The 13,504-nt window shown below is 60.7% G+C and carries 12 protein-coding genes and 2 pseudogenes; 2 read left to right on the top strand and 12 right to left on the bottom strand.

What is annotated here, in order from left to right; all coding sequences use genetic code 11:
* The 5 genes and pseudogenes from ACPYOJ_RS13960 to ACPYOJ_RS13940 form a co-directional block, all read right to left on the bottom strand.
* Nucleotides 1-575: pseudogene (locus ACPYOJ_RS13960) on the bottom strand (AraC family transcriptional regulator); the annotation flags it as partial.
* 325 nt (nt 576-900) lie between these two features.
* On the bottom strand, nt 901-1,944 hold the full coding sequence (locus ACPYOJ_RS13955) for an AI-2E family transporter (RefSeq protein ID WP_481416774.1): 1,044 nt from the start codon (nt 1,942-1,944) through the stop codon (nt 901-903).
* 131 nt (nt 1,945-2,075) lie between these two features.
* A pseudogene (locus tag ACPYOJ_RS13950) lies at nt 2,076-2,326 on the bottom strand (DUF1269 domain-containing protein).
* A 144-nt stretch (nt 2,327-2,470) separates the two neighbouring features.
* On the bottom strand, nt 2,471-5,560 hold the full coding sequence (locus ACPYOJ_RS13945; protein ID WP_481416773.1) for an efflux RND transporter permease subunit: 3,090 nt from the start codon (nt 5,558-5,560) through the stop codon (nt 2,471-2,473).
* Nucleotides 5,557-6,453 (bottom strand): efflux RND transporter periplasmic adaptor subunit, encoded by an 897-nt coding sequence (locus ACPYOJ_RS13940; protein WP_481416772.1) that lies wholly within the window; start codon nt 6,451-6,453, stop codon nt 5,557-5,559. Before ACPYOJ_RS13940 ends, ACPYOJ_RS13945 begins: the two co-directional genes overlap by 4 nt.
* A 186-nt stretch (nt 6,454-6,639) precedes the next feature.
* On the opposite strand from ACPYOJ_RS13940, the gene ACPYOJ_RS13935 reads away from it, so the two are divergent.
* Together ACPYOJ_RS13935 and ACPYOJ_RS13930 are read left to right on the top strand one after the other, a co-directional pair.
* Nucleotides 6,640-6,822 (top strand): hypothetical protein, encoded by a 183-nt coding sequence (locus ACPYOJ_RS13935; protein WP_481416771.1) that lies wholly within the window; start codon nt 6,640-6,642, stop codon nt 6,820-6,822.
* Between the two features lie 197 nt (nt 6,823-7,019).
* Nucleotides 7,020-7,607: an alpha/beta hydrolase gene (locus ACPYOJ_RS13930; protein WP_481416779.1), complete on the top strand. Its 588-nt coding sequence runs from the start codon at nt 7,020-7,022 to the stop codon at nt 7,605-7,607.
* Between the two features lie 65 nt (nt 7,608-7,672).
* Here ACPYOJ_RS13930 and ACPYOJ_RS13925 read toward each other — a convergent pair whose 3' ends face one another.
* From ACPYOJ_RS13925 to ACPYOJ_RS13895, 7 genes are read right to left on the bottom strand one after another with little or no spacing between them, the layout of a single operon-like run.
* The gene (locus ACPYOJ_RS13925) at nt 7,673-10,768 is read right to left on the bottom strand and encodes a complex I subunit 5 family protein (RefSeq protein ID WP_481416770.1); all 3,096 of its coding nucleotides are present in this window, start codon (nt 10,766-10,768) and stop codon (nt 7,673-7,675) included.
* On the bottom strand, nt 10,762-11,130 hold the full coding sequence (locus ACPYOJ_RS13920; protein ID WP_481416769.1) for a sodium:proton antiporter: 369 nt from the start codon (nt 11,128-11,130) through the stop codon (nt 10,762-10,764). The genes ACPYOJ_RS13925 and ACPYOJ_RS13920 overlap by 7 nt, the downstream gene beginning before the upstream one ends.
* A 24-nt stretch (nt 11,131-11,154) precedes the next feature.
* The gene (gene mbhE, locus ACPYOJ_RS13915; RefSeq protein ID WP_481416768.1) at nt 11,155-11,853 is read right to left on the bottom strand and encodes a hydrogen gas-evolving membrane-bound hydrogenase subunit E; all 699 of its coding nucleotides are present in this window, start codon (nt 11,851-11,853) and stop codon (nt 11,155-11,157) included.
* On the bottom strand, nt 11,850-12,194 hold the full coding sequence (gene mnhG / locus ACPYOJ_RS13910) for a monovalent cation/H(+) antiporter subunit G (RefSeq protein ID WP_481416767.1): 345 nt from the start codon (nt 12,192-12,194) through the stop codon (nt 11,850-11,852). Before mnhG ends, mbhE begins: the two co-directional genes overlap by 4 nt.
* Nucleotides 12,187-12,438, bottom strand: coding sequence for a hydrogenase subunit MbhD domain-containing protein (locus tag ACPYOJ_RS13905; protein WP_168833533.1), 252 nt, complete (start codon nt 12,436-12,438; stop codon nt 12,187-12,189). The genes mnhG and ACPYOJ_RS13905 overlap by 8 nt, the downstream gene beginning before the upstream one ends.
* Before the next feature lie 5 nt (nt 12,439-12,443).
* Entirely contained in the window at nt 12,444-12,704 is a 261-nt protein-coding gene (locus ACPYOJ_RS13900; protein WP_481416766.1) for an MrpF/PhaF family protein, read from the bottom strand.
* The gene (locus ACPYOJ_RS13895; protein WP_481416765.1) at nt 12,697-13,227 is read right to left on the bottom strand and encodes a Na+/H+ antiporter subunit E; all 531 of its coding nucleotides are present in this window, start codon (nt 13,225-13,227) and stop codon (nt 12,697-12,699) included. The genes ACPYOJ_RS13900 and ACPYOJ_RS13895 overlap by 8 nt, the downstream gene beginning before the upstream one ends.
* Between the last annotated feature and the right edge of the window lie 277 nt (nt 13,228-13,504).

The raw sequence follows: 13,504 nt of genomic DNA, 5'->3' as shown, positions 1-13,504 counted from the left end.
CCGGTGCTCAACGTGGAGAATTCTGCCGAGCCAAGCGTGGCCGCGGTTTCAAGCGAGAGGTCCCGCGGCACAAAGAGGATGAGCATCTCGCTTCTGTCGACAACGCCGGTAAAGCAGCCACCAAGGGAATGGATCTGAACCTCACCGGGACCCGCGGTAAACGCACTTCTTGCGGCATCAGTCCGGATCTGTCCGGACAGCAAAACAGTCATTGTCCAGTGATCGACCGGATCCCGCCGAACATGTCCCGGCAGGCTGGAAAATTCGAGGCTGTCAGTACTGATTTGGGCAAGGACAAGACTGCCGAGATCCCAAAGCTTCTGTCGGCCCCTGAAGTCGGTTGTCGTTGGTTCGACCTCGGTTAGTTCAAGCATGGCCGCGAAGCTATTGCGCCACGCGGCAAACTGGTCCGATCGCGCCAGCCCCTCGGTCGAAAATTCAAAGGATGGCAAATACGATGCCCTCCCCATGACCGGCATCTCGCCCGCTGCTTCGTAAGCCGAGGTTTCGAGCCTCTCACCGTCGAGTTGCCTCTCAAGCAACGTGGCATGCGTCAGGACATCTTCGGTTGTCATCGCATCACCTCCAGTTGGCCGATGGCAACACGCGATCGGCCCGCTTGTTATGCTGGGGTCGTTGAGTAAGCGATTTGTTTTCCGCAGGTGTCTGAGGCGACCTTTCTTTTGCCCGGGGCAGATATTATTCCACGGGACCCCTCAGCAGTCGGCTCAGTATGTTACGACGTGCCCCCTGGCAGTCGCTTTGCCTCCTACCCGCAATTTAACCTTTTCGACTGCTCTTCTCAACTGTCAGATGCACGAAGGTCTGGTGACCTGTCTTGCAGGGGCCTCACGTTGTCCTCGCGCCAAAATAGATCAGTCGCGCGCTGCTGATGCTGCTTCACGACCCACGATCTGCGTCAGCCTTTGAACTGCCCGACAGCAGCGTCGCGATCCACTTTCCCGACGGTGTGCCCGCGCAATACACAGTGAACGCAATAAGGATAGGCACGCCGATGAAGGCGCCCGAAATGCCCCACATGAAGCTCCAGAAAAACACCGCAAAGATAACGGCAAAGGGGGATATTGCCAGCGAAGCTCCAGTTAGCCGCGGTTCCAAGTAACTGCCGATGATGAATTGGATCACGTTGAGGCTCGCGAAAATGACGACCGCCGCCTGCCACGAATCGAATTGGGCGATGGCAAACAGCGTCGGAAGCGCGGTCGCGACGAACGGCCCGAGAAAAGGGATGTAGTTAAGCGCGAATGCGATTGCGCCCCAAGCCGCCGCAAGTTCAAGTCCCGCGCCCAGCGCAAACAGCCAGACGACCAATCCAGTGAGGATACTGGCGAACGTTCGCACGATCATGAAGCGGCGCAGTTTTGCACCAATCACCCGATTGGCCGTCAGGATGCGCATTCCGTGAGGCTGGGCTGCGGGCGCCATAAGGCGTGCATTGAAATCTTCCACCTCGAGCAGGCCGAGCATGATGAAAATGAAGACCAAGACGGCGAAACCGGCGAAGCTGTTCACCCGGAGAGCCGTTCCCTGGACAAAGCGAACCAGCCAGGCAACATCGAAGCGGTCTGCCAAGGGGCCCGCGACAGCGAGGCCGTGCCCTTCCAGCCAGTTTGCCCAGTCGATATAGATCGTCTGGAAGCGGTCGGCGTTGACGAAGAGCCATTGCGCAAGCTTGCCGAAGCCCCACGCGACTGCAGACCCGATGGCGACAATAGCAACCATGGTCACGATCAGCGTGATCAGAAGTGCCAGGAGCTTCGGCAGCCAGCGCTGCAAGGTGGCTTGACACGGCCAGACCAGCGCAATGACGAACAAGGAAAAGATAAGCGGCGCGAAGATCGATTGCGCGACGTAAAGCAAAGCGAGCACAAGGATACCGGTCGCTACCGAACCGACCATGCGACTGCCGCCTGCTTCTTGCATACTCGCGCCCCTAGAACATTGTTTCCATTTTCCAAGCTCCGTCCCATAAAATCCGAGCTCGACCCCGCCGCCACACGGAACGGTCGGCGTCCGGCCTAATCCCGCGCGTCCGGACGCTTGATCGTTGGAAACTAGCCGGCCGCGGTTGCCTTCTGCAGCGCGTCACGCAAGACCTCTTCCTTCGTTTCATCGAGCAAGGTCTTGAGCACAACGCCGCCATAGGGCGGTATTTCCTTGAGCACCTTGTACGCGGTCATCTCCTTGATCAGCACGAACAACGCGCCGTTGCCCGGCTGAAGATTGGAGGCGAGATCTTTCATGAAGGCATCTTGATACCGATATCGGTCAAGGCGCCGCCGATGGCGCTGGAGGCGGCACCCACCGCCACGCCAAACAGCGGATTGAGAAACAGAACGCCGATCAGCTGACGCAGCACCGACGTCGAATCATAGCCGGGAATTTACCGAAGAAATTAGCGAGGAATCCCGCGGTTTTGCATTGCGTCTCTTTCTTTTGCCCGAATCCATCACCTCCCAGCCGTGGCCGGCTCCGGCGCGGTAGCCTCTGCCTTGGCGGTCTCGGCCTCGGCGGGAATGCGGAACCACAGCACATAGAGCACCGGCAGGAAGATCAGTGTCAGCGCCGCGGCCACCACCAGACCGCCGATGACGGTAAAGGCAAGGGGCGACCAGAACGGATCACGGATGATCGGCAGCATACCGAGGACAGTCGAGCCCGCCGTCAGAAAAACCGGCCGCAGGCGCCGCGCAGTGACGTCGATAACGCTCCGCCATTCCCGGCCGTTTTCTTCGATCGCAAGGTCGATCTGATCGATCAGCACCACAGAGTTTCGGGTTATCATGCCAATCAGCGCGATCATCCCGAGAACGGCGATGAATCCCACCGGCGTATTGGTAATCAGCATGATTAGCACCACGCCGATCAGCCCAAGGGGCACGACGCTGATGACGAGCAGCAGCCGCTGGACGCTCTGCAGCTGGAACATGAGCACGATCAGGATGATGACCGCCATCACCGGAAGCATCTCGACGACAGCGGCGAGCCCATCTTCGGCGCCTTCGACCGCACCGCCGACCTCGATCGGGTAGAGCGGGTTGGCCTGGCGCAACTCATCGATCTTGCCGGCCGCAGCCTCAACGGCACTGGCAGCCGTCACACCTTCGGCCGTATCCGCCTGGACAGTGATGGTGGTTGAGCTATCACGACGCCAGATGACGGGCTGTGTCGTCTGGTAGTCGATCGTGGCGATGCTCGAGAGCGGCACCGTATGATTGGGGCCGACCGGGATCTGCAACGAGCGGATCGTTCCAATATCGACGCGCTCCTCAGCCGTTGCCCTGGCAACGACATTGATGAGGTAAATCGAGTCCCGGACCTGCGTGATGGGAAGGCCGGAGGCCGTGGCAAACAGCGTCTGGGCAATCACGGAGGAATTGAGCCCTACCAGCCGGGCGCGGTCCTGGTCGACGTTGATGATGATTTTGCGGACCGGTTCATTCCAGTCGAGGTTGGGTTGAACGACGCCAGGCACCTTGCTGATCGCATCGGCCACCTGCCAAGCGGCATTGCGAACACCTGGAATATCCGGCCCACTCACGCGGTATTGGACGGGCCAGCCGACCGGCGGCCCCATTTCGAGCGGCGAGACGCGCACGATGTCGTCGGGAAGCCTTTCGTCAAGCGCCTTCTGCAGGCGTGCCTGAAGCGCGTCGCGTGCGCCGACGCTCTTGGCGATCACCACCGCCTGGGCGCGGGACGGCGCGGGAGCCTGAAGATCCATCGACAGATAGAAGCGTACCGGATCGGAGCCTATGTAGAAGCTCCAGTCGGCAACATCCTCGTCGGCGGCGAGGACCTCTTCGACTTTCGACACATCGGCAGCAGTGGCTTCCTGCGATGCGCTCTGCGGCAGGGTCAGCTGCAAGATAAGCTCCGGCCGGTCGGAAGCCGGAAAGAACTGCCGCTTCATGGCGGACGACCCGATAAGCGCTGCAACAAACATCGCGACGGTGGCAAGGACCACCACGACGCGCATCCGCATGCAGGCACGGAGGAAATTCTTGAAGCTACGGATCAACGCGCCATCCTGTTTCTCACCCGTTGCGGTTCCTGATTTGAGGACGGCAAGACCGACGATCGGGGTCAGGAGCACGGCCACCAGCCAGGACACGATAAGCGCGAAGCCGATCACCAGGAACAGCGACCGCGCATATTCGCCCGAAGAGCTGCTTGCGAAGCCCACCGGAATGAAGCCGGCAATCGTCACCAGCGTGCCTGCGAGCATCGGAAATGCGGTTGACGTATAGGCATGCGAGGCCGCCTGGATGCGATCGTAGCCCTGTTCGAGCTTCGCCATCATCGTCTCGACGGTCACCATCGTGTCATCGATCATAAGCGTCAGCGCGATGATCAGCGCACCGAGCGAGACGCGCTGCAGGGCGATGCCGGTGATGTTCATGAACAGGAAGGTCAATGCAAGGACAAGCGGAATGGAGACGGCCACCGCAATGCCGGCGCGCACCCCGAGAGCCAGGAAACTGACACCAAGAACGATGACCACCGCCTGACCCAGCGATGTCGTGAACCCGCGAATCGCAGTCTTGACCACCGTCGGCTGGCTCGCCACATGCGTCAGGTTGATGCCGATCGGCAGGTCGTCCTCCAGCCTCTGCATCGTCGCGTCGATGTTTTGGCCGAGTTGCAGGATGTCGCCGCCCGACGCCATGGAAATGGCGATGCCGATCGCCGGCTTGCCCCTGACGCGGAAGCGTGGCTGGGGGGGATCCACCGTTCCCCGTACCACGCCGGCTATATCGCCCAGGCGCACGAAACCGGATGCTGTGGGAATGTTCAACTGTCGGATCGTGGTCTCGTCGGAAAGGCTGCCGGACACTTGCAGGATGGTCCGATCCTGCGCGGAGGTTATGAGACCCGCCGGCAAGACGGCATTCTGCGCCTGTATCGTGCCAATCACGGTCGCAAAGCTGAGGCCGAGGCTTGCCAGCCGCTCGGTAGAGAATTCGATATAGATCGTCTCATCCTGCGTGCCGAGCAGCTGAACCTTGCCGATATTGTCGAGTTTAAGCAGGCGGTTGCGCGCCTCGTAGACCCAATCGCGCACCTCGCGATCACTAAACCCGTCGGAGGTAAAAGCGTAGATAATGCCGAATGTGTCGCCGAAATCGTCGTTGAAGAACGGCCCACGCACGCCCGCGGGCAGCGTCGACACCATATCACCAACTTTCTTGCGGGCCTGATACCAGGATTCGCCCACCTGATCGGGCGGCGTCGCATCGTCGAGCGTGACGTAGATGACCGATTGCCCCGCTGTTGTCAGGCTGCGCAGGCTGTCGAGGTTTGGCACCTCCTCGAGCGTCCGCTCGAGACGGTCGGTAATCTGATCGGTCGTCTGCTCAATCGTCCCGCCCGGCCATCCGGCGGAGACGATCATCGTCTTGAAGGTGAACTCCGGGTCTTCGTCGCGCCCCAGATTGATATAGGCAAGAATGCCCGCAACGGCGCTCAGAAGCACGAGGAAGATGATAAGGCTCTGCCGCTGGATCGCCCAGCCCGATAGGTTGAAGCCCTCGTTCATTCTGCGCTTCCTTCGAGCAAGCGAACAGGCATGCCGGGACGGAGCTGCTGTACGCCGGCGACGACGACGTTGTCTCCGCTTGAAAGACCCTGGGTCACGAGGAAATCCTTCGCGTCAAAGCGATGCACCTCGACCGGCACGAGCTTGGTCGTCTTGCTGGCCGCATCGACGATCCATACGGCGCTCTGGTTGCCCTGGCTGAACAACGCGGTGATCGGCAGCCGCGCCGTGGGCTCGCCGGAAAGCCGGATCGTACCGCGTACGGCACTGCCGAAACGGAATTCGTCCGGCGCCGTGTCAAGCCCGACGCGGACCGTGAAGTTGCGCGTGATCGGGTCTGCGGTCGGCGAGATCTCGCGAACCGTTCCCGTCGCCTTGATGTTGGCGTTGCTGAGGAGCTGCACGTCGACGCGCGCGTCGCCGCCGGTGGTCTGGATCGTCGCTTCGGGAACCTGGAAGACGGCATCACGTGTCCCAAGCTGCGCAACGCGGACCACCATCTGACCACCGCCGACAACCTGTCCAACTTCGCCACCGATCGCGGTGACGACTCCGGCAGCGTTTGCCTTCAGGACGCGATTGTCGAGATTGGTCTGGGCGATCCGCAGCCCTGCTTGGGCAGCGTCGACACCAGCCTGCGCCATGTTCGCCTGAGCGATGGCCGCCTCGAATGCCTGACGCGTCGATGTGCGCGGGTAAAGCTGCTGCTGCCGTGCCCGCTCCGTCTCGGCGTTCTGGAACTGGGTCTGGGCCGAAAACACATTCGCTTCCGCCTTGCGCAGCGCGTCCTGCGCGTCCTCGGCGTCAAGGCGGGCGAGAACGGTTCCAACCTCCACGAGGTCGCCAACCTCGACGTCGCGTTCCCGGATCTCACCGCCCTGCCGGAAACTCAAGCTGGTTTCGGTGCGTGGCCGAATCTCTCCGAAGCGACCCGTACGTATCCTCGGGATTGAACGAAACAGCAACGGTCTTGACGGGCCTGGGCGGCCGCTCCTCGGCCTCATCCTCGCGTTGGCAGCCAACCAGGAAAAAGGCAGCCAGCACTGCGGCACACGCGCCGAACGTTGCGCGGGATTTCGATGCAGCAAGGTGTCTTTTCATGTGCGATTTCCCCCCAACATGCGCCCGTCATCAATCCGTCCGTCATGGTGATCAGCGCGAGCGGTGGAAGCCATGAGCAGGAACGCGACGATGATGCTCTCTTAAGCGCCCTGATCGGCCAGCGGCTGTCCCAGAACCCGAAGGCGCAGTTCTCCGCTTAGAACTATAGTGCGCTTCAAGAAGCGAAGTGATCAGCATAGAATCCCGCGACAAGGCCTGACGTCCAGATTTTCGCAGTCGATTGCAGAGTGAAGCTCTCTCCCTGCAGGATTGAAACACCGTAGTTCTATCGTCTGAACCACGAAACTCTGGATGCGGTGATAACTGATCTTCCACACCTGCCACGAATAGCTTAGAACTGCGGAGTACTTCGCCGGGTACGGCCGCACAGACCAACGCGAAGAGAATCGTCGTGGTCGGACATTCGATGGGTGCCTATGTCGTCACCGAAGCCCTGCGGGATCTGGCTCTCAGAGGCCGCACCAGCACTCTGAAGCGCCTGGGTGGCGTGGTTCTCGCGGCACCCGACATCGACGTTGACGTCTTCCTGAGCCAGCTTGACGACATCGGCGATATCCCGCGACCCTTCACGATCGTCGTTTCACGCCGCGATCGCGCTCTCGGGATTTCCCGGCGATTGGCTGGTGGGCATCCGCGCGTCGGCAGCGGCTCCGAGATCGCCATCCTTCAAAAGAATGAGATCGCCGTTATCGATGTCTCGGACATCGATGGCGGGCGCCACAGCGTCTTTGCCAGTTCGCAGACGCTGATGGATGTCGTGAACAACGATGCCTTGATGCGCAGCGTGCTCAGAGAAGATGAAGCCCCAGTGGGACAGACCATGCTCGCCGACGGTGCATCCGTTATCGAGGGAGCGGCAAGGCTGGTGATCTTTCTTCCAAGCCGTATTCTGGAGGGGATGGCGCAAGCCGTCGCCAGGCAATAACCGGACCTCGCGCAATTGGTCCGACGCAGCCTTCACTCTACGGCAGTGATGCCTCGCCTCCACCCTCAGCCTGCGGCGAGTCCCAATGTGCCGAGCAGATACAATGCAAACACATAATAGAGCACGTAGAGCGCATAGGTCTGGCCGTTGCCGGTGTAGATTCTGCGTACGAGTCCCGCCAGGCCGAGGGTTAGATCGCAGACGCCGTCCCAGACGAAATTCGCAACAGGTGTGACGAGCGGCGCAAAGACGGATCGATAGAAGCTGTAGAAATGCGCGGTGCTCCCCGGAAGGGAGCGGCCCCGGCCGGTTCTGTAGACCAGCAGGAACAGGCCGAGCAGAACGCCGGCGGACGCCACGCTGAAGGCCATGACGGGAACGGGGTTCCAGTAGCCATAGATGGTCTCGAGCGACATGCCCTGCCAAACGAGCGTCGAGGCGAAATAGGGGTCGATTGCGGCGGAAACGGGATCCATCACCAGCTTCGGGAAGAAGGACAGCACAAGAATTGCCAGGACCAGGACGAACTGCGGGACGAGCAACGGCAGGGGCGCCTCGCTCACCGCTTCGTCGGACGGCTTTCGCGGCCCCAGGAAAATAGAATAGCCCAGGCGAAACATGTAAAGGAAGCCGATGAACGTCGCCAGCACGCCGACGACAGCAAGGCCGTACCAACCCCTGTCCGTCATCGCACTCAACAGCAACCACTTGCCGCCGAAGCCCGCGAGCGGCGGCAGGCCGGACATCGAGATCAGGGCAATGACAACGGCCGCAAAGGTAAGCGGCATCCTTCCGGCAAGGCCGCCAGTCTCATCGAACAACCTGGTGCCGGTTCGCAGGATGACGCCAGCCACGGCGAGAAACAGGATACCCTTCACCATCAGATGATTGGCGACGAGATAGAACGCCGTCACCCAGCCGAGATGGCTCATCAGTGCGATCGCCGTGATGATGTAGCCGATCTGGCTCATGCTGGAATAGCCGAGCATGCGCTTGATGTCGCTCTGCTGAAACGCCATCACGGCACCGGCGATCGTCGTCAGAAGGCCGATCCAGCCCATCACATGCGCCATCTCGAGCCCGACTTCGGAGCGAATGGCGAGATAGGTGACCATGAACAACCCGAAGACCGCGACCTTGCTGATGACGGCGGAGAGCATCGCCGACAGGCCATCGTCGGCCTCGGCATAGGCACCCGGTAGCCAGACATGAACACCGACGGCGCCGGCCTTGATCAGAAAGCCGATCGCCAGGAACATGAAGGCCGGAGCTGCATCGGGGCCGGCTGTGGCAAATGCCGAAAGCGCCGTTGTGCCGTTGGCGCTGGTGGCAATGCCGAAGCCTGCAAGCATGCAGAAGGCCGACACCAGCGAAAACAGCAGGAACTGCAGCACATAGGGATGGGCGCCGGGCCGCTGCGCTATCAGAAAGTAGGAAGAGAGGGTGATGATCTCCCAGTGGAAGAAGAACTCCAGGCTGGTGGCGGCGCGTAGCAGACTGTCGATCGACAGCAGCAGGATCGCCATCATCGGGTAGAAGCCGCGGCGAGGATCGGAGCGATAGAAGCTGGCGAGCGCAACGACCAGCCCGCCGGAAAGGAGGAGCACGGCAAACAGCCGGCGCAAACCTTCGATATCGTGAATGATCCAAAGACCGACAACCAGCACCGCCCCCAGCATCAGCACGCACTTGATCCGCCCGGGCAGCCAATCGAGAACGTAGAGACCCGCGCCAACGCCAAGCGGCGCGACCAGCAGCAGCGATGCCGCTCCAGCCAGGCTCGCCGCGGCATAGCCGCTCGCAAACAGCAAAGCGGCGCAGGCAACCACAGGCACCAGCCTGCCCGGCGCCGGGCTGATCGTCGTTTCATCGGGCAGCGGGCGCGTTGCATGCTTGAACCAGCTGAACATATAGGCTGCCTCAAGCAACGACCCGACCAGGATGACGGCGATCCAGATGTATCGGCCGCCTGCCGCCACCTGCATCACCAGTTCCCATTTCGCCCAGAAGCCGGGAAAAGGCGGCAGGCCGGCAATTGCGACCAGGAACGTCGCAAGGATGGAAAGCACGAAGGGATTGCCCGCGACATCGGACCAGCCGTCGATCTCGCGGCGCTCGACGATCCCGGAGAGCCAGAACAGACCGGCCTTGGCAAAGAGATGGTTGATGAACAGCCCACCGACGACCAGCGGCAGCGCCTGCTCGGCGTCAAGCTGGTGCAGTAGCGCAAGCGCGAGCATGAGAAGCCCCATCTGCGCGATCGAGGAATAGCCGAGCATCCGCTGCACGTTGGTCTGCCTCAAGCCGACAAGATTGGAGAAGAGGAAGGTTGTCCCGCCCGAGATGGCAAGGATGCCGAGATGATCTTCAAAAAGCGGCAGCAGCTTGAAGAGCGCGAAGAACACGCCGGCCGAAACCCCGACGGAGACAAGCGCCGCAATCCCGCTGTTGGCGGTCTCATAGACGTCGAGCCCCCAGCCGTTTGCCGGAAAGGGTTTCAGCTCGAGCACAAGGCAGGAGAGAACAAACAGTAGTGCCGTCACGCCGACCGGGCCTGTAATCAGCGCGCGATTAGCGATCATATCGTCGATATTGAGCGTGCCGGTCACATGATAGAGCAGGCCCGCACCGAGCAGGAAGAAAGATGAGGCAAGTACCGTGGCCATGATGTATTTGAAGCTCGCCGCAAGCGCCGCCGGCGCCCGCTCAAACCCGAGAAGCCCATAGGTGCCGATCGAGACGATCTCCAGGAAAACGAACTGGTTGAACAGATCGCGGGTCATGACCATGCCGTTGATGCCCATGATCAGGATCAGGTACAGCAACAGGGCCGGATAGCTCGGGCGCAGACGCTCCCAAAGATGCCACGCCCCGAGCATCGCGATGACATTGACGCAGACGCAGAAAAAGCCCTCCCAGCGGCCGAAACGCATGTTGATCGAAAACGGCGGCACGCTGCCCGCGGTCAGCACCTCAATGGTCGATCCGCCATGATGGACTCGCCAGAGGCAGACGCCTGAAATGACGGTCATTCCCACAAGGGCGATGATAAATCCTGCCGCTGGCAGCGGCTTGGCGATTTTAGACAGCAAGGGAATGAGGAAGCCGCCGCCGAGGCCGAGCAGGAAAATGTTCAGCGGCTGAAGAAGGCTGTCTACCATCTCGACTCCGTCAGCGCGTCGATCGAAAGGGTTTTTCGCACAGCGTGGAGCCGGATCGCGAAGGACAGCATGATCGCTGTCACCGAAAAGCCGATGACGATGGCGGTGACGACCAGGGCCGCGGGAATTGGATCGACCGCACGCGCGGCCGCCTCCGTGATATCAAGCGCCTCATCGATGATCGGAGCAGTGCCGCCGGTGATGTAGCCGGTCGCCACCAGGACGATGTGCATGCCGGTATCGATCAGCGAAAAGCCGATGATGATGCGCAGGATGTTGCGGTGTTTCAGCATGCCCCAGAAGCCGATGAGCACGAGGAGAAATCCTGTCGTGAGAAGTATCTGTGATATCGGCAGTCCCATGACGATCCCCCGTTTGCCCGCGGCTCAGCTTCGGAAGCGGTCGATGATGACACTCAATTCCGCGCCGACCTTGATCCCGAGCAGGGTCGATATCAGCGGAATGGCCCCGGCGCTGAACAGAGTCCCGAAGTTGCCGCGCGGCAGGATATGGCTGTCGAGAAAGCCACCGGCGAAGACCATGCCCAGGATGCCGATGGAGACATAGAAAACGCCGGCAAGCGTTTCCGTGATGGTTAGAAAACCGTGATGAATCGGCCCGGTGGGATAGGCGAGCATCATAAGCATCACACCCGAGGCGACGACCGCGCCCCCCTGGAAGCCCCCGCCAGCCGAAAGGTGGCCATTGATGATCACATAGATGCCAAAAAGGAAGATGAGTGGAAGCACCACCTCCGCGCCGTTCCGCACCAACTCGCTCGGCTGCTGCTCTTTGCCGCGGACAACGGGACGCGAAAGCGGCTTCTCATCCGCTTCACTCGCCAGGAGCAGGCCGACACTTGCCGCCACCATGAACAGCACCGCGACCTCTCCCAGCGTATCGAAGCCGCGAAATGAAATCAAAATTCCGGTCACGACATTGGGGGCCCCGAGATCAGCCGGAACCTCAGTCAGATAATGTATTGCCAAGGCAGAGAGCGTCTGGCGCTCGCCGTACCCGCTGACAAGTCCAGCAAAGATGGCGGCGAATGCCAGCACGGCAAGGAAGCTGAACGCGCGCCTCATCTAGAGGCCTCTTTAGCAGCGTTGTCGTTCTCCTCCCGCAGAGCGTCAACGATGGTCGTCGCCGCCATCGGTGTGCGGATTGCATGCGCGGCCCGCGACAACGCATGTGAGGACAGCGGATTGGTTATCAGAACGAAATACGCGACGATGAGCAATTTGAGGGACCAATCCGGATGAAAAATACCGAGGCCAGCAAGAACCAGAATGTTACCCAGGGTCGAGGCCTTGGTTCCCGCTTGTATGCGGGTGAAGACGTCAGGCATGCGCAATAGGCCGAGGCCCGCGGAAAACAGGAAGAACGCCCCGACAAGAATGACGAGACTGCCGAACAGCTCACTCATCGACAGGTCCTCCGCCTCTGGTCTTGCGGATTGCGTAGAGAAAAATCAGCGTCGCCAACCCCGAGCCGATCGCAGCCTCGGCCATGGCGACATCGGGCGCGGCCAGCAGCACGTAAGACGCCGCCGCAAACAGGCTTGCCAGTCCGGCGCTGACCATCGCCGCCATGAGGTTATCGAGCATCACTGCAAGGACGCCACTCACCAGAATGCTGCCGCACATCAATAGGATCAGCAATTCCAGCATGACGGTTACGGCCTCTTTTCCAGAAAGCGGGCGATGGCGAGGACCGCCAGGAAGCTCAGCAACCCGTAGACAAGGGCGACGTCGAGATAGACGAAGCGTCCTGAAATATGAGCGTAAAGAGCAATCAGCGAGATCGTCACCACCGTCAGCATATCGATTGCCACCGCCCGATCGATCGCCATCCGGCCGATCACCAGCCGCAACACGCCGAAGACGATGCCGAAGAAGATCAGGACGACGGCGATCTGCAGAATGATCTCAGCCAAAGACCGCCTCCAAGTGCTTTTCGAATGGGCCGATGATCACCCGCGTCGCCTCCTCCGGATCGGTGGTCCCGACATCAAGCCAATGAACGAAGAGGGTATCGCCCCTGAGGTCCATGACCAGCGAGCCGGGCGTCAGCGCGATCGAATTCGCCAAAGCCAGCCGCCCAATCGGCGATTTGAGCGGCATCCTGACCTTGACGATGCCGGGGCGAATATCGATGCGGGGCGCATAGACGTAGCGCAGCATGTTGATGTTCGCCTTCACCAGTTCGACCAGGAAGACGCCGGTATAAGCGAGAAAATGGAAGACCTTGCGCGGCGTCAGCCCGATCCGCCAGACATCGCCGCGACGCACGAATATCGCGGCCACGGCTAGTGACCCCAGCGCACCGGTTGCGATGATTGGCGGCTCCACCGAAGAATTGACCACCAGCCAGACAACAAACAAAAATCCCCAGAGAAGAATTAGGCTCTGCGGCAATCCCGCGACGCGTCGCTGCGTTGTCCCATGGTCTTCCGGCATCGCGCAGGCTTTCGGCTGGTGAAGAAGGAACGATAGCGCGCACTCAATGCAGAGAAACTCATGCCCCCCGCTACCTCATTCCGATGCGGCGCAAGAGCCGGTCCGGATGGGCACTGATGCATTGTGGCGAGATCTTAGCATCGCATGGGTCGAGCTGTGATCGGCAGTGAATCCAGAAACTTTGCTGCCGGTCCGACATGTCGTGGCATTTTCGCGCTTTTCGACGCCAAAAGCCCTTGCGACAGGCGACAGCTATTGACCCGTCTTGAAAACGGCG

Source organism: Rhizobium sp. SVR5-9E (genome assembly GCF_056755095.1).
This window is presented reverse-complemented; position numbering and strand designations above follow the sequence as displayed.